The organism is Micromonospora sp. WMMD1076 (genome assembly GCF_029581475.1).
Lineage (GTDB): Bacteria > Actinomycetota > Actinomycetes > Mycobacteriales > Micromonosporaceae > Micromonospora > Micromonospora aurantiaca.
The window spans coordinates 2,666,368-2,682,547 of the sequence record NZ_CP120862.1 but is presented as its reverse complement, the minus strand read 5'-3'; the positions used below and the strand labels follow the sequence as shown (position 1 = coordinate 2,682,547).

The 16,180-nt window shown below is 72.7% G+C and carries 13 protein-coding genes; 6 read left to right on the top strand and 7 right to left on the bottom strand.

Annotated elements, in window-relative coordinates; all coding sequences use genetic code 11:
* The first annotated feature begins 36 nt into the window (after positions 1 to 36).
* A complete protein-coding gene (locus tag O7622_RS13050) occupies positions 37 to 507 on the top strand; it encodes a MarR family transcriptional regulator (RefSeq protein ID WP_282313583.1) in 471 nt (156 codons plus the stop codon).
* Positions 508 to 555: 48 nt separating this feature from the next.
* Positions 556 to 2,124 carry a tetratricopeptide repeat protein gene (locus tag O7622_RS13045; protein WP_282313582.1) on the top strand — a complete coding sequence of 523 codons (1,569 nt, stop codon included), beginning with the start codon at positions 556 to 558 and terminating at the stop codon, positions 2,122 to 2,124.
* A 4-nt stretch (positions 2,125 to 2,128) separates the two neighbouring features.
* Here the strand turns inward: O7622_RS13045 and O7622_RS13040 are convergent, their stop codons facing one another.
* Both O7622_RS13040 and O7622_RS13035 read right to left on the bottom strand, forming a co-directional pair.
* On the bottom strand, positions 2,129 to 3,532 hold the full coding sequence (locus O7622_RS13040; RefSeq protein WP_282313581.1) for a HAMP domain-containing sensor histidine kinase: 1,404 nt from the start codon (positions 3,530 to 3,532) through the stop codon (positions 2,129 to 2,131).
* Positions 3,529 to 4,185, bottom strand: coding sequence for a response regulator transcription factor (locus O7622_RS13035; RefSeq protein ID WP_282313580.1), 657 nt, complete (start codon positions 4,183 to 4,185; stop codon positions 3,529 to 3,531). Before O7622_RS13035 ends, O7622_RS13040 begins: the two co-directional genes overlap by 4 nt.
* A 95-nt stretch (positions 4,186 to 4,280) precedes the next feature.
* Between O7622_RS13035 and O7622_RS13030 the strand changes: the two genes are divergently transcribed.
* Positions 4,281 to 5,390 carry a sigma-E factor regulatory protein RseB domain-containing protein gene (locus O7622_RS13030; protein ID WP_282313579.1) on the top strand — a complete coding sequence of 370 codons (1,110 nt, stop codon included), beginning with the start codon at positions 4,281 to 4,283 and terminating at the stop codon, positions 5,388 to 5,390.
* Between the two features lie 241 nt (positions 5,391 to 5,631).
* Positions 5,632 to 7,851: an AAA family ATPase gene (locus tag O7622_RS13025; protein WP_282314130.1), complete on the top strand. Its 2,220-nt coding sequence runs from the start codon at positions 5,632 to 5,634 to the stop codon at positions 7,849 to 7,851.
* A gap of 162 nt (positions 7,852 to 8,013) precedes the next feature.
* Here the strand turns inward: O7622_RS13025 and O7622_RS13020 are convergent, their stop codons facing one another.
* Together O7622_RS13020 and O7622_RS13015 are read right to left on the bottom strand one after the other, a co-directional pair.
* The gene (locus O7622_RS13020) at positions 8,014 to 9,243 is read right to left on the bottom strand and encodes an IS110 family transposase (RefSeq protein ID WP_282313578.1); all 1,230 of its coding nucleotides are present in this window, start codon (positions 9,241 to 9,243) and stop codon (positions 8,014 to 8,016) included.
* A 256-nt stretch (positions 9,244 to 9,499) separates the two neighbouring features.
* Complete coding sequence (locus tag O7622_RS13015; protein ID WP_282313577.1) at positions 9,500 to 9,922, bottom strand: hypothetical protein; 423 nt, start codon at positions 9,920 to 9,922, stop codon at positions 9,500 to 9,502.
* A 327-nt stretch (positions 9,923 to 10,249) separates the two neighbouring features.
* Here O7622_RS13015 and O7622_RS13010 point away from each other — a divergent pair, with 327 nt between their 5' ends.
* Positions 10,250 to 10,582, top strand: coding sequence for a hypothetical protein (locus O7622_RS13010; RefSeq protein ID WP_282314129.1), 333 nt, complete (start codon positions 10,250 to 10,252; stop codon positions 10,580 to 10,582).
* Positions 10,583 to 10,643: 61 nt separating this feature from the next.
* On the opposite strand, the gene O7622_RS13005 is transcribed toward O7622_RS13010, so the two are convergent.
* The 3 genes from O7622_RS13005 to O7622_RS12995 all read right to left on the bottom strand — a co-directional run bounded on the left by O7622_RS13005 (position 10,644) and on the right by O7622_RS12995 (position 14,551).
* Positions 10,644 to 11,627, bottom strand: coding sequence for a sporulation protein (locus tag O7622_RS13005; RefSeq protein WP_282313576.1), 984 nt, complete (start codon positions 11,625 to 11,627; stop codon positions 10,644 to 10,646).
* 103 nt (positions 11,628 to 11,730) lie between these two features.
* Positions 11,731 to 12,507 carry a DeoR/GlpR family DNA-binding transcription regulator gene (locus O7622_RS13000; RefSeq protein WP_282313575.1) on the bottom strand — a complete coding sequence of 259 codons (777 nt, stop codon included), beginning with the start codon at positions 12,505 to 12,507 and terminating at the stop codon, positions 11,731 to 11,733.
* A 34-nt stretch (positions 12,508 to 12,541) separates the two neighbouring features.
* Positions 12,542 to 14,551 (bottom strand): beta-galactosidase, encoded by a 2,010-nt coding sequence (locus tag O7622_RS12995; protein WP_282313574.1) that lies wholly within the window; start codon positions 14,549 to 14,551, stop codon positions 12,542 to 12,544.
* A gap of 279 nt (positions 14,552 to 14,830) precedes the next feature.
* On the opposite strand from O7622_RS12995, the gene O7622_RS12990 reads away from it, so the two are divergent.
* The gene (locus O7622_RS12990; RefSeq protein ID WP_282313573.1) at positions 14,831 to 16,162 is read left to right on the top strand and encodes an ABC transporter substrate-binding protein; all 1,332 of its coding nucleotides are present in this window, start codon (positions 14,831 to 14,833) and stop codon (positions 16,160 to 16,162) included.
* Positions 16,163 to 16,180 lie beyond the last annotated feature (18 nt).

Here is a 16,180-nt window from a genome sequence, read left to right as displayed (position 1 = left end):
CCCCATTTGATTGAGCGTTCAACTATCGGCGCTATGATGGGCGTCATGACCCGGTGGCTGGACCCCGACGAGCAGCGGACCTGGCGGGCCTTCCTGACCGCCTCCCGGGCGCTGATGGAGACACTCGACCGCGAGCTGCAACACGACGCGGGCATGCCGCACGCGTACTACGAGATCCTTGTCCGCCTCTCCGAGGCCCCCGGGCGGCGGCTGCGGATGAGCGAGCTGGCCGAGCTGACCGGCTCCTCGCGCAGCCGGCTGTCGCACGCCGCCGCCCGGCTGGAGGCGTCCGGCTGGATCCGCCGGGAGGACTGCCCCACCGACCGGCGCGGGCAGGTCGCCGTACTCACCGACGACGGCTTCGCCACCCTGGCCGCCGCCGCGCCCGGCCACGTCGAGGGGGTACGCCGGCACCTGTTCGACGCGCTCAGCCCGGCCCAGGTCGACCAGCTCCGCCGGATCAGCGAGACGCTCGCCGACCACCTGACGGATTCGGGACCAAACTGATCCACTGCGGGTCTTGTACATACCGTCGCCGGACGAGCACGATGGGGCGTGTCCTCCGGCTTCGCTGACCTGACCGTCCAGGCGCACCAACTGGTGTCCGAAGGCGACCTCGACGGCGCGCAACGGCTGCTCGCCGACGCGCTCGGCGACGCGGATCCCCGTCCCGGCAACGCCTCCCCCGAGCTGGCCGAGGCAGCCGGTCTCCAGGCCCGGGTACTGGTCGCGCTCGGCGAGCCGCACTCCGCCCGTGGCTGGGCCGCGTTCGCGTACGCGGCGGCCACCCGGCTGTTCGGCCGCTCCGACGAGCGCACCGTCACCGCCGCCGCGACGCTCGCCGCGGTGCTGCACCGGGTCGGCAGCGACGCCCGGGCGGCCCGGCTCTACTCCGACGTCATCATCGAGCTGACCGCCCGCGACGGCCCGGAGTCGCAGCGGGTGCTCGCCGCGCACGCCGACCTGGCCACCGTGGAGTACGCGCGCGGCCAGTGCGAGGTGGCCCGCGACCGGTTGCAGGACGCCTGGGAGCTGCACCGGGAGGTCTACGGCGACGGTCACCCCAGCGGCATCAAGATGCTGGCGAAGCTCGGCGCGATGGAACGCGACTGCGGCCGGTACGCCGGCTCCCACGAGCACCTGGCGCTCGCCGAGGAGCTGTGCCGGCTGCACCTGGACTCCGACGACCCGCTCGCCGCGCAGGTGGCCGGGCTGGCCCGCGCCGCCGCCGACCCGGACCACGTCTGCCCCGCCCCCGCCGCGGCTCCCGAGCCGCCGCCCGCCCGGACCACGCCTGTGGTGCCCGCCGCCCGGGTGCCCCCGCCGGCCGAGGGGCCGCACGACCTGCCGCCGTACTCGCCGCCCGCGCTCGACGACCCGGTCGAGACGCCGCTCTACCACCCGCCCGGCCGGGCCGCCGAGGCCGCGCACGTGCCGACGCCGCGTACCGCGCCCGAGGCCGACGGCGACGCGTTCGACGACTACCCGTGGCCGCCCGACGAGCCGGCCGAGCAGCCGTGGCGCCCGGACCCCGACCCGCTGCCGCCCACAGTGGTCGGACTCGCCGACGACCAGGCCGGGGTACGCCACGTGCCGCAGCCCCCGCCCGAGCCGCCGTCGCGCTACCTGCCGGTGCACGTGCCCCGGCCACCCGTCGCGGAGCGGCGCGCCCGGCCCTGGCTGCCGCTCGTGGTGCTCGGCGTCGCGGTGGCGCTGCTGCTCGGCACCGTCGCGGTGATCGCCGGGGTGTCCCGGGTGGACGACGGTCGCGACACCCCGCCACCGGCCACCAGCGCGCCACCGCCGACCTCCGCCGCTCCCGCGCCGTCCACTCCCGCCGTCGCCACGCCTGGCACGCCGCCCGGGAGGTTCACGCTCACCGACCGGCGCGACAGCATCGTGCTGAGCTGGACGTACCCGGCCGGCGCGGAAGGCCCCGTGGTGGTCGCCGGGGGCCGGGCCGGGCAGCCGCAGGGCACGTTCGCGACGCTGCCCGCCGGGTCGGCCGACTACATCGCCTACGGGCTCGACCGCACCACCGACTACTGCTTCACCGTGGCGCTCGTCTGGTCCACCGACACGGTCGCGCGCACCGGCCCGGTCTGCACCAGGCGCCGCCGCTGACCGCTCACTCCGCGTCCGGCTCCGCCAGCACGGGCAGCCGTACCGTCGCGCGCAGCCCCGGGGCGGCGGCGCCGAACGTCGCGTCGGCCAGCTCCACCGTGCCGCCGGCCCGCCGTACCAGCTCACGCACGATGGCCAGGCCCAGGCCCGCGCCGCCCGCGTCGCGTGCCCGCGCGTCGTCGAGCCGGGTGAACCGGGCGAACACCCGCTCCCGGTCCGCCGCCGGAACGCCCGGCCCGTCGTCGGTGACAGTGATCAGGTGGTACGCACCGTCCGGCCCGCTCACGGCCAGTTCCACCGCGGAGTACGCATGCCGCAGCGCGTTGTCCACCAGGTTCACCAGCACCCGCCGCAGCTCCCCCGCGTCCCCCTCGACCCATCGGGGCGCGTCCGGCGGCGTCAGCCGGACCGGCGGCGACGGGTAGCGGGCGGCCACACCGCGCAGCAGCTCCCCCAGCTCCACCGGGCCGACCGGGGACGGCCGGGCGTCCTGCTCGTCGAGGCGGGCCAGCAGCAGCAGGTCGTCCACCAGGCGGCTCAGCCGCTCGGCGTCGGCGAGCAGGTCGTCGGCGACAGCCGGCCAGTCCGTGTCGTCGCCGAGACGCCGGGCCACCTCCAGCTCGGTACGCATGTTCGTCAGCGGGCTGCGCAGCTCGTGCGCGGCGTCGGCGACGAACGCGCGCTGGCGGTCCCGGGAGGCGGCCAGCCGGTCCAGCATGTCGTTGAGCGTGACCGCGAGCCGGTGGATCTCGTCCTGTCCGGCCGGTACGGGGAGCCGCTCCGCCCCGGCCCGCCCGGTGATCTCGGCGGCGCCGCTGCGCAACTGCTCGACCGGGCGCAACGTCGCGCCCACCACCCGCCAGGCCACCATGCCGAGCCCGGCGACCAGCAGCGGGAAACCGACGAGCAGCAGGTTGCGGACCACGTGCAGGCTGTGCCGCACGTCGGTGAGCGACTTGGCGACCAGCACCGTACGCGGCTCCTGCGCCGTGCCGGCCGGCACGGTGACCACCCGGACCGGGCCGGGCATGCCGGCGCGCCGCCCGTCCACCACCAGCCGCTGCCGCTGCCCGGGGCGCAGCTCGTCCGGGCCGAGCATCGGCACGAGACGGTCCGCGTCGATCGAGGCGGCCCGGATGCGGCCCTGCGCGTCGACCACCTGCACCCGCAACTGCCCGCCGGCCACCGGCAGCGGGTCCGGCAGCGCGTCCTCGGCCGCCAGTAGCGCGACCGCGTCGGCGGTACGCAGCGCCTCCTCGTCGACCGAGCGTTGCAGCGTCCAGCCCAGCGCGCCGAGCAGCAGCGCCCCGCCGAACGCGAACCCGACCACCAGTCCCACCACGCCCAGCACGAGCAGCCGCGCCCGCAGGCCCAGCCGCGGCAGCGGGCCGCGTACCCACCGGCTCATGTGACCAGCCGGTAACCGGCGCCGCGCACCGTCTCCAGCCGCTCCCGGCCGATCTTGCGGCGCAGGTAGCCGACGTAGACCTCCACCGCGTTCGGCGCGGTGTCGACCGAGGCGTCCCAGACGTGGTCCAGCAGCTCGGTCTTGGAGACCACCTCGCCGGGGCGGCGCATCAGGTAGTCCAGCAGCGCGTACTCGCGGCTGGTCAGCACCACCTCGGCGTCGGCCCGGGTGACCCGGCGGCGGGCCGGGTCCAGGCGCAGGTCCCCGACGGTGAGCACGGTCGGCCGCCGGGGCGCGCCGCGGCGCAGCAACGCCCGGAGCCGGGCCAGCAGCACCACGTACGAGAAGGGCTTGGTCAGGTAGTCGTCGGCGCCGCAGTCCAGGCCGTCGGCCTGGTCGTACTCGCCGTCCTTGGCCGACAGCATCAGCACCGGCAGCCAGCGCTGCTCGGCGCGCAGCCGGCGGACCACCTCGTAGCCGGAGAGGCCCGGCAGCATCACGTCGAGGATCATCGCGTCGTACTCGCCGTGCCGGGCCGCGTCCAGCCCGTCCGGGCCGGTGGCCGCCACGTCGACCACGAAGCCCTCCGCCGACAGGCCCCGGCGCAGCGCCGCCGCGAGTCGCGTCTCGTCCTCCACCACCAGCAACCGCACCGGTCAAGGGTGCCACCATGGGGTCACCCGTAGGGGATCTCCTCAGCGTTGTCACAGCGACGGTCGCGCAGCATGGTGCCCAGGAGGTGCACACTATGTCAGTGATGAAGAACCGCGCCGTGCTGCGCTGGCTGGTCCCGGTGACCGCGGGGGTCGCCGTGATCGGCGGTGGCGCCGCCGTCGGCACGTTCGCCGCCGGTGCCGACCCGGCACTGCCGCCGCGCAGCGCCGCCCAGCTCCTGGAAGACCTGCGCACGTCCCGCCTGGACGGGCTCTCCGGCACCGTGGTGCAGCGCGCCGACCTCGGCCTGCCGCCGATCGCCGCGCTCGCCGGCCAGGCCACCGGCAACAACCTGGCCGGCCTGGTCTCCGGTACGCACACGCTGCGCGTCTGGTACGGCGGCGAGGACCGGCAGCGGCTCGCGCTGGTCGACACGCTCGGTGAGCAGGACATCCTGCGCAACGGGCGCGACGTCTGGACCTGGAACAGCCGGGAGAACACCGCCACGCACCGGTTGCTGCCGGCCGACGCGCCGGACCGGGCGACAGTGCCGGCCACCCCGGCCGACGCCGCGGACCGGGCGCTGGAGGCGATCGACCCGACCACCGCGGTCACCGTCGGCCGCACCGCCACGGTCGCCGGTCGGGACGCGTACGAGCTGGTGCTCACGCCGCGCGACAAGGCGTCACTGGTCCACCAGGTCCGGATCGCACTCGACGCGAAGGAGCACGTGCCGCTGCGCCTGCAGGTGCTCGCCGACGGGCAGGACGAGCCCGCGTTCCAGGTGGCGTTCACCCAGGTCGACTTCCGCACGCCGGAGGCCGACCAGTTCCGGTTCAACCCGCCGCCCGGCGTCAAGGTCACCGAGGTGACCGAGGGCGAGCGGCCCGGCCCGGCGGGTAAGCGGTTCGAGAAGAAGGACGCCGAGAAGCCGGACGTGCGTACCGTCGGCACCGGCTGGACCACGGTGGTGGTCGCCAAGATCGGCGACGCGGCGACGGGCGGCGGCGCGAAGCCCGGCGCGGACGCGCCGGATGCCCAGATGCTGGCCGGCGTGCTCGGTGACCTGCCGAAGGTCAGCGGCGACTGGGGCAGCGGCCGGCTGCTCAGCGGCAAGCTGTTCAGCGTGCTGCTGACCGACGACGGCCGGGTGATCGCCGGTCTGGTCACGCCGGAGCGGCTCTACGAGGCGGCCAAGGGCTGAGAACTGCCGTGCCCGGGGCTCGGCCGGCTGACGCCGGCCGGGCCCCGAGTCGTGTCCGGGCTTGGTCGGGTGGCTGCCGACGCGCTATCTTTCTCAGTTCAGGCACAAAAAAGGAATGGCTTCTGAATACCATTCCTGTGGCAATTCTAGTCAATGAGGAGCCGGATTGTCAACGCACTCCGACGTGTCGGCTGACCTGCGCCAGGACGACGAGATCGGCCGGGAACAGGAGTACGTCTCGATGCTGTACGACCGGCTGGACGGCATGCGGGAACAGGCCGCCCGGCGGCTCGACGAGGAGTTGCGCCACACCGGTGGCACGCAGCAGGCCCGGTCGCAGCGCGACTCGACGGTGGCGATGTACGCCGACCAGGTCGAGCAGTTCTCCGCTGTCGAGAGCGGCCTGTGCTTCGGCCGCCTCGACGGCGACGACGGCACCGTCCGCTACATCGGCCGGATCGGGATCTTCGACTCCAGCGGCGACTACGACCCGCTGCTGATGGACTGGCGCGCCCCCGCCGCCCGCCCGTTCTACCTGGCCACCGCCGCCAACCCGCAGGGCGTACGCCGCCGCCGCCACCTGCGTACCCGCGACCGCAAGGTGACCGGGCTCAACGACGAGGTGCTGGACATCGCCGCCGCCTCCCCCACCGCACACGAGGAACTGACCGGCGAGGCGTCGCTGCTCGCCGCGCTCAACGCCGGGCGCACCGGCCGGATGCGCGACATCGTCGAGACCATCCAGGCCGAGCAGGACCGGATCATCCGCGCCGACCTGCCCGGCGTGATGGTGGTGCAGGGCGGCCCCGGAACCGGCAAGACGGCCGTGGCGCTGCACCGGGCCGCGTACCTGCTCTACACCCACCGCCAGCAGCTCTCCACCCGCGGCGTGCTGCTGGTCGGCCCGAACGCCACGTTCCTGCGCTACATCTCCCAGGTGCTGCCCACGCTGGCCGAGACCGGCGTGCTGCTGCGTACCCAGGCCGACCTCTTCCCCGGCGTGCACGCCCGCCGCGAGGAGCCGGCCACCACCGCCGCGCTCAAGGGCCGCGCGGTGCTGGCCGACGTGCTCTCCACGGCGGTCCGCGACAGGCAGTGGGTGCCCGACGAGCCGGTCACCATCGAACTGCCGCAGCGGGAGGTGCTGACGCTCGACCCGGACACCGTGCGGCAGGCCCGGGACCGGGTACGCCGCACCGGCCGCCCGCACAACCTGGCCCGTGCCCTGTTCGACGTGGAGATCGTGCACGCGCTCGCCGGCCAGGTGGCCGAGCGGATCGGCGCCGACCCGCTGGGCGGGGACAACCTGCTCTCCGAGGCCGACCGCGCGGAGATCCGCCGCGAGCTGCGCGAGGAGCCGGAGATCCGGGCCGCGCTGGACGAGCTGTGGCCGGTGCTGACACCGCAACGCCTGCTCGCCGACCTGTACGCCTCGCCGGAACGGATCGCCACCGCCGCGCCGATGCTCACCGACGACGAGCGGGCCGCGCTGCACCGCGAGCCGGGCGGCTGGACGCCCGCCGACGTGCCGCTGCTGGACGAGGCCGCCGAACTGCTCGGCGAGGACGAGCGCGCCGCCGTGGCCCGCCGGGAGCGGATCCGGGCGCTGGAACGCGAGTACGCCGAGGGCGTGCTGGAGATCTGGCGCGGCTCCCGCTCCATCGACGTGGAGGACGAGGCCGACGGCGGTGAGATCCTCGGCGTCACCGACCTGATCGACGCGGACCGGCTCTCCGAGCGGCAGGAGGAGTCCGACCGGCTCACCACCGCCCAGCGCGCCGCCGCCGACCGCACCTGGGCGTTCGGGCACGTCATCGTGGACGAGGCGCAGGAGCTGTCGCCGATGGCGTGGCGGCTGCTGATGCGCCGCTGCCCGAGCCGGTCCATGACGATCGTCGGCGACGTGGCGCAGACCGGGGCGCTCGCGGGCACGCCGTCGTGGGGCGAGGCGCTGGCGCCGTACGTGGCGGACCGGTGGCGGCTGGAGGAGCTGACAGTCAGCTACCGCACCCCGGCCGAGATCATGGCGGTCGCCGCCGACGTGCTCGCCGAGATCGACCCGGCGCTGCGGCCGCCCCGCTCGGTACGCGCCACCGGCGTACCGCCGTGGAACCGGACCGTACCGGCGGACCGGCTCGTGACGGAGCTGGTCGAGGCCACCGCCCGGGAGGCCGCGTCGCTCTGCGACGGGCGGCTCGGCGTGCTGGTGCCGACCGGGCGGGTGGCCGAGCTGGGCGGCGCGGTGGTGGCGGCGCTGCCGGAGGCGACGGTGGGCGAGCAGCCGGAGCTGGCGAACCGGATCGTGGTGCTGACCACCGAGCAGGCCAAGGGCCTGGAGTTCGACTCCGTGCTGGTGGTGGACCCGTCCCGCATCGTCTCCGAGTCTCCAAGGGGCCACAGCGACCTCTACGTGGCCCTGACAAGAGCCACCCAACGCCTAGGCGTCCTCCGCACCCCGTAACCCCTCACCCGCCCCACCCCACCCGTCCCCGTCCCGCCACTCTCCCGTTGCACTTGCACTTACTGCCCCTGCGAAATGCGCTTCGCAGACAAATCGGGGGCCGGAAGTGCAAGGTCGGCGAGTAGAAGGGGACGGCTGTGGGGGGTGTCCCTATGGGTTTCGTCAAGCGGGGACGGGTGCTTGATCTATCGGCCGTGGTTGGTAGGGGATCTTGTCGCGGAGCATGGCGAAGAGGACGTCGCAGCGGCGTCGGGCGAGGCAGATGAGGGCGGCGTTGTGGCGTTTGCCTTCGGCGCGTTTGCGGTCGTAGTAGGCGCGGCTGGTGGGGTCGGTGAGGGCGGCGAACGCGGCGAGGAAGAAGGCGCGTTTGAGGTTTTTGTTGCCGCCTCGGGGTGGGTGTTCGCCGCGGATGCTGCTGCCGGATCGTCGGGTGACGGGGGCCAGGCCTGCGTAGGCGGCGAGGTGGCCGGGGGTGGCGAAGCTGCTGCCGTCGCCGACTTCGAGCAGGATCCGGGCTGCGGTCCTGACGCCGATGCCGGGCATCGAGGTCAGGACCGGGGCAAGAGGGTGCGCATCAAGCATCCTCTCGACCTCGACGGCGGCCTGGTCGCGTTGTCGCAGGACGTCGCGGAGGCTGTCGGCGAGGCGGGGCAGGATCGTTTCCGCCGCTGTCGTGCCGGGGACGGTGACGGTCTGCTCGTCGAGGGCGGTCATGATCTGCTCGGCGAGGCGTTGCCCCATGCGGGGTGCGTGGACGGCGGCGATGGACAGGAGTTTGCGGCGGCCGGCTTTGCGCAGACCGACGGGTCCGCCGCAGCGTGACAGCAGCTCCAGGACTGCCTTGTGGTGGACTTTCGGGCCGAGGACTCGTTCCAGGGCGGGATGGATCTGGGTGAGCAGTCCTCGGATGCGGTTGGACATTCGGGTGGCTTCGCCGGCGAGGTCGTCGTCGAAGCCGACGAGGACTTCCAGCTCAGCCAGGGTCTCGTCGCCGACGTCGACCCGCCGCAGCGTGTGGGGCAGGGTGCGGGCGGCATCCGCGATGACGTAGGCGTCGCGGGCGTCGGTCTTCGCCGTGCCTGGGTGCAGGTCAGCGATGCGGCGCATGGCCAGGCCGGGTAGGTAGGCCACCTGATGCCCGCACGCCCGTGCCACCGCGACGGGCAGGGCGCCGATCGACGCCGGCTGGTCGACCACCACCAACAGCCGACCATGACGGGCGAGTTTGTCGAACAGCTGCCGCAGCCGGGCCTCTGTGTTCGGCAACGCCGCATCATGCAGCCGCTTGCCGTCCGGAGCCAACCCGACCGCATGGTGGTCACCCTTACCGACGTCCAAGCCGAGGTAGACGCCGTATCCGTCGTTCACCAGACCCGCCTCCACGCATCGCATCGTGGTCTCGGCCGCTGGTCCAGGCGTCGGACTGCCGGCAGCCACGTTACGAAGAGACCTACCCGAACACGGGTGGCCGTGTCCCTATCAGCGGTCCGCCGACGCCACCCGACCCGGCGACAACACCCCCCGGATCATGCGTACGACAGGGGCAGGAAGTCATACCGGGCCGGGCGACCGAGGGTCCCCGGCTGGGGACGATCAAAAAGGTAACGGGGCGGCCGGAGGCCGCCCCCGCCACAGCCGTCCGTCTCGGTCAGCCTGGGTTGGGGCGGTTGTCGGTGAAGTTGCCCACCTGGGCACCCGTGGCCGAGTTGTCGCTCGTGGAGCCGCCGGCCGGGGTGCTCAGGCCACCCGTGCTCGCGTCACCGGTCGTCGTCGGGGCCACCTTGCCCGGGTGCTTCTCGGGCTGCCGGGCCACCCGGCGCACGCTGGCCGGGCCCGCAGTACCGCCGGTCGTGGTCACCGCGCCCTGACCCCGGGTCGGTCCGCCGTCGCGCAGCACCGTCGGGTCGACGGGTACGTCCGCCGGGTCGTCCGGGTCGAGTTCCTGCCGCATCCGCTCGACATCGGTCTGGGGCACCGTGACCTCGTCCAGCGCGCCCTCGCCGTACACGCCTCCGGCGACCCGCCGCTCGGCCCGCCGGGCGGCGTCCTGCCGCATGTCGTCCTCACGCACGTCAACCACCTCGCAGCTCTCTCGGGGTATCGGTGTTGCGTGCCCGAGGGTGGGTGGCTGAAACCGGAACCGGCGGCGGGAGGACCGGTGTACGCCCGGGTGTCCGGTTCCGACCGCGAGCCGAGCGCGGCGGCCGTTCGGCGGTGACCGGCGGTTACCTTGTCTCCGGCCCCGGGTAGACCCAGGGTGCCCCCGCCACAGAGCGCGAACCGCGCCGTGGCCGACCTGCGGTAGCGGGGCGAGGGTGTGCAGGTTAACGACTCATCAAATCCTGAGGAGGACCAGATGAGCACGCAGGCTGCATCCACCAGGCCGATGAACCGGCCGATGTCCGACGTCCAGAACCGGTCGAACATGCAGGACACGTCGACCCGGCAGATGCCGTCGATGCACGACGGTCACCGGGAGAACATGCCGTCCCCGGGTACGGAGACGAAGCAGGCGTTCCTGACCACCGAGTTCTGGGTGTACGCCGCAGCGGTCGCGGTCGTCGTGATCGCCGCGTTCTGGCGAGGCGCCGCCACCAACGGCCTGAACATCAACAACCCGAACCAGGCCTGGTGGTACCTGACCGCGCTGACCGGCGCGTACCTGGTCAGCCGTGGCCTGTCGAAGGCGGGCAGCGCGCGTCGCTCCGGCAAGGAGCGCCGCGGACGTTGACCGCACGCCGCGCGAACGGCGACGCCCCCGGGATCCGTCCCGGGGGCGTCGTCGCGTCTGCTCACTCCTCGCCGAAGTCCCCGAAGTCGTCGCCGCCGCCGTCGAACGCGTCATCGAGCATCTCACCGGCGATCATGCCGCCGGCGACACCGAGCGCGGCACCCGCGACCACGCCACCCATGCCCGGGCCACGCCGCCCGTGGCCGTGGTGACCCGGGTAGCCGTGGCCGCCGCCGTGCGGCATGCCGAAGCCCTGGGCCCGCAGGCTGCCGTAGCGGCCGGTGGTCTCCCGCAGCCAGCCGTCGACGACCTGCACCCAGTCGGTACGGGCGGCGTCGCTGTGCGGAATCGAGTACCTGCCGATGACGTCGTGCCCGGCGCTGAGGAAGCCGCCGCGCTTGTCGCACTCCAGGATCACCTCGACGCCCTGCTGGCTGGTCACGAACGTCAGCTCGACCTCGGTGACGGTCTGCGCGTACTGCGGCGCGGCGAAGAACTCGATCTCCTGGTAGAACGGCAACGTCTGCGGCACGCCGTAGACGTGGCCCCGCTCCAGGTCGGCGTGCTTGAACCGGAAGCCGAGCGCCTGGAACGCGTCGAGGATCCGCTCGTGGATCGGCAGCGGGTGCACCGACACCTGGTCCAGGTCCGACTTGTCGACGGCGCGGGCCACCGCCAGCTCGGTGCGCAGGCCCATGGTCATGCCGTGCAGGCGCTGGCCGTACACGTCGGTGATCGGGGTCTCCCACGGCACCGGCATCTGGAACGGGATGGAGAGCTGCTGCTTGGGGGCCAGCTCGAACGCGCCGCTGACCGGCAGCCGGTGGAACTCCATGACGCCGGCGTAGTCGTGGTCGCCGCTCTCGATCTCGACGCGGGTGACCAGGCCGAGACTGATCTGCTCGATCCGCGCCGCGCCGTCGCCGCCGACCAGGTTGACGTGCCCGTCGAGGGTCAGGCCGGGCCGGGTGTTCGGGTTGGTGAGCACCGTGTCGACGCTCGGGCCACCCACGCCGAACGCGCTCAACATCTTCTTGAAGACCATCGGTCACTCCCGCTGAACGGCACTCCGACATGGACCGTCGGACGCTTCGTCAGGGCACCCTATTCGGCGCGGCTGAGAAGTCTCTGTGAGGCACGCCGGGATCTCAGTCCGCGCGTACCACCACCAGCTCGCCGACCTGTTCACCGAGCTGCCGGCGGGCCTCCGGCGGCAGGCCGCCGTCGGTGATCAGCACGTCGGCCTCCTCCAGCGGCGCGATGGTGGCGATACCGATGGTCTCCCACTTGGTGTGGTCGGCGAGCACCACGAGCCGCCGGGCGGCGCCGATCAGCCGCCGGTTCACCGCCGCCTCCAGCAGGTTGGGCGTGGTGAAGCCGGTACGCGGGCTCATCCCGTGCACGCCGAGGAAGAGCAGGTCGACGTTGAGCGCGGCGATGGCCGCCTCGGCGACCGGGCCGGTGAGCGCGTCCGACGGGGTACGGATGCCACCGGTCAGCACCACCGTCTGGTCGGCGCGGGGATTCTGGTACAGCGCGTCGGCCACCGGGATCGAGTTGGTGACCACCGTCAGCCCGCGTACCTCGGCCAGCCTGGCGGCCAGCGCGGCGGTGGTGGTGCCCGCGGACAGCGCCACAGCCATCCCCGGCTCGACCAGCTCGGCGGCCCGTTCCACGATGGCTCGTTTCTCGGCCTGCTGGCGTACCGACTTGGCGGCGAAGCCGGGCTCCTCGGTGGAGCCGGGTCCGGCGAGGGTCGCACCACCGTGCACCTTGTCGATCAGGCCGCGGTCGGCCAGCACCTCCAGGTCGCGGCGGATCGTCATGTCGGACACCCCGAAGCGGCTGACCAGGTGACTGACCCGGACGCCGCCGCGCTGGCGGATCAACTCCAGGATGGCGCTCTGCCGTTGCTGGGCGAGCATGGGGACCTCCTCGGCGCGAACGGCACGGTACCGGTCAGGCGGTCGCGGGCACCGGCGCGGGCTCCTCGCGGACCACCGCCACCTCACCCGCCGGCACCTCCAGCTCGCCGTCGCAACGGGCGCCGCCGAGCAGCTCGACGCCGCTGACCGCCAGCCGGGCCGGTTCGCTGGTGTGGTTGACCACGAACAGCCAGCTCCGGTCCGCCGAGCGGCGGCGGACCACCTCCACCCCGGCCGGCGCGCCCACCGGCGGGCGTACGCCGGTCTCGGCGAGGAGCCGGGCCACCAGCCGGTCGGTGGCGTCGTCGTCGAGCCGGGTGCCGACGTACCAGGCGGCGCCCGCGCCGGCCGCGTGCCGGGTCAGCGCCGGCACGCCCGGCAGGGGCCCGTCGGTGTACGCGGCCAGCACCTCGGCGCCCTCGGCGTGCAGCCACTCGGTCCACACGTCGGCGCGGGCGCCGTCGTCGAGGCGTACCGTCTCGCCTTCCCGCAGCGGGAAGAACTCCTCGACGCGCACGCCGAGCAGGTCGCGGAACGCGCCGGGGTAACCGCCGAGCCGGATGTGGTCGTGCTCGTCGACGATGCCGCTGAAGTAGGTGACCACGGCGGTTCCGCCGGCCTCCACGAACCGGCGCAGCGAGTCGGCGTCGGCGTCGCGGACGAGGTAGAGCGTGGGCGCCAGGACCAGCCGGTAGCGGGACAGGTCGGCCGACGGGTGCACCACGTCGGCGGTGATCCCGGCCCGCCACAGCGCGGCGTGCAGCGCCGACAGCCGGTCGGTGTAGGTCACGTCGACGCTCGGGTGGGAGTCGAGTTCGGCGCCCCACCACGCCTCGTAGTCGAACAGGATCGCCACTTCGGCGTCGACGCAGCTGCCGCGCACCTCGGCGAGCGCGCGCAGGTCGGCGCCGAGCCGGCAGACCTCGCGGAACACCTTGGTGTCCGGCCCGGCGTGCGGCACCAGCGCCGAGTGGAACTTCTCCGCGCCCGCCCGGGAGGCCCGCCACTGGAAGAACAGCACCCCGTCGGCGCCGCGCGCGACGTGGGCGAGGCTGTTGCGGCGCATCTGACCGGGCGTCTTGGCCACGTTGCGGGGCTGCCAGTTGACAGCGCTGGTGGAGTGCTCCATCAGCAGCCACGGCGCACCGCCGGCGACACCCCGGGTGTGGTCGGCGGCCAGCGCGAGGTTGACCTGCGGCTGCGGCTCGGCGGCGGTGAGGTAGTGGTCGTTGGCGACGACGTCCACGTCGGAGGCCCAGGAGTGGTAGTCCAGGTACTTGATGCCGGTGCCGATCATGAAGTTCGTGGCGACGGGCTGCGGGACGATCCGCTTCAGCAGTTCCCGCTCGGCGCGCAGCTGGGCGCGCTGCTCGTCGGAGGAGAACCGCAGGAAGTCCAGCTGCTGCGTCGGGTTGGCGAACGTCGGCGCGGTACGCGGCGGGTTGATCTCGGCCCAGTCGTGGTAGCGCTGGCTCCAGAAGGCGGTGCCCCAGGCCGCGTTGAGCGAGTCCAGTTCGCCGTAGCGCTCGCGCAGCCAGCCGCGGAACGCCTCGGCGCTGACGTCGCAGTAGCAGTGCACGTTGTGGCAGCCGAGTTCGTTGGAGACGTGCCAGAGCAGCACGGCGGGGTGGCGCGCGTACCGGTGGGCGACGGCCTCGACCAGGGCGAGCGAGCGGTCCCGGAACACCGGCGAGCTGGGGCAGTACGCCTGCCGGCCACCGGGCCAGAGCACTGTGCCGTCGGCGCGGCGGGGCAGCGTCTCCGGGTGCCGATGCGCCAGCCACGGTGGCGGGCTGGCGGTGGCGGTGGCCAGGTCGACGCTGATGCCGCCGTCGTGCAGCAGGTCGATCGCCCGGTCCAGCCAGTCGAAGGCGTACCGGCCGGGGGCGGGCTCCAGCAGGGCCCAGGAGAAGATGCCGGCCGAGACCAGGTTGACCCCGGCCCGTCGCATGAGTTCGACGTCCTCGGCCCACGTCTGCTCGGGCCACTGCTCCGGGTTGTAGTCGGCGCCGTACCAGATGCCCTCGCCGTGCCAGTTCCGCATGACAGCAGAGGGTGCCCCCGAACAGCACCCAAGTCAACACTTTCCAACATCGACTGAAGTTCCAACGTTTACCGGCTCTTTGCCCTGCCTCACCGCCGGCAGCGTCGTCTTTTTGCCCTCTTGACAGCGCCGCGCCAAGCGGTAGCTTCAAGCGCCACCGGCTGTTTGTGTTCGGACGTGTGGATTCTCGGTGGATCTGCCGCGGCCGACACGCACACCGCTCACCGCCAACGATCACGGTCCATGAGCGCAGCGCACCTCTTCCACGCAGGAGGCACCATGTCCCGTCCCCGCTCGCAAGCCGAATACCTCGCCCGGCTCGTACCCCCGTCCGTCGCCGGCCTGAACCGGCGCTCGCTGCTCGCCGGCGCGGCCGGCGCGGGAGCGCTGCTCGGCACCGGAATGCTCGCCGGCTGCGGCGACTCCGACTCCGGGTCCGGCGGCGACGCCAAGAGCGTCTCCCTCGGCTCCAACCAGTCGGACCCGAAACCCAAGGACGTCGTCGCGAAGGTGATGGACGGCTTCAAGACGTCATCCGGCGTGACTGTCGACATCAACACGGTCGACCACAACACGTTCCAGGAGAACATCAACAACTACCTGCAGGGCAAGCCGGACGACGTGTTCACCTGGTTCGCCGGCTACCGCATGCGGTTCTTCGCCGCCAAGGGCCTGGCCGGTGACCTCAGCGACGTGTGGGGCAAGCTCGACGGCTACTCCGACGCGTTCAAGAAGGCGTCCACAGGCGACGACGGCAAGCAGTACTTCGTGCCGGCGTCGTACTACCCGTGGGCGGTCTTCTACCGCAAGTCGGTGTGGCAGCAGCGCGGCTACGAGGTGCCCAAGACACTCGACGACCTGAACACGCTCGGCGCGCGGATGAAGAAGGACGGCCTGGTCCCGATCGCGTTCGCCGACAAGGACGGCTGGCCGGCGATGGGCACGTTCGACGTCCTCAACCTGCGGATCAACGGCTACCAGTTCCACATCGACCTGATGGCCGGCAAGGAGGCGTGGACCTCCGACAAGGTGAAGAAGGTCTTCGACACCTGGGCCGGGCTGCTCCCCCTGCACCAGCCGGACTCGCTCGGCCGTACCTGGCAGGAGGCCGCGCAGTCGTTGCAGCAGAAGAAGAGCGGCATGTACCTGCTCGGCCTGTTCGTCGGCCAGCAGTTCAGCGGCGCCGACCTGGAGGACCTGGACTTCTTCACGTTCCCCGAGGTCGACTCCACGATCGGCGCGAAGGCGCTGGACGCCCCGATCGACGGCTACATGATGGCCCGCAAGCCGAAGTCCAAGGACGCGGCGCAGAAGCTGCTGACGTACCTGGGCTCGAAGGAGGCGGCGGACATCACCGTCAAGAACGACCCGAGCACGCTGGTCGCCAACAGCGGCGGGGACACCGGCGCCTACACCGCGTTGCAGAAGAAGGCTGCCGAGCTGGTCGGCTCCGCCACCGAGATCGCCCAGTTCCTCGACCGGGACACCCGGCCGGACTTCGCCTCCACCGTGATCATCCCGGCGCTGCAGCAGTTCATCAAGGACCCGAAGGACATCAGCGGGCTGCTCACCAGCATCGAGAACCAGAAGAAGTCGATCTTCACCAGCTGACGGCGGAAGGGGGAAGGA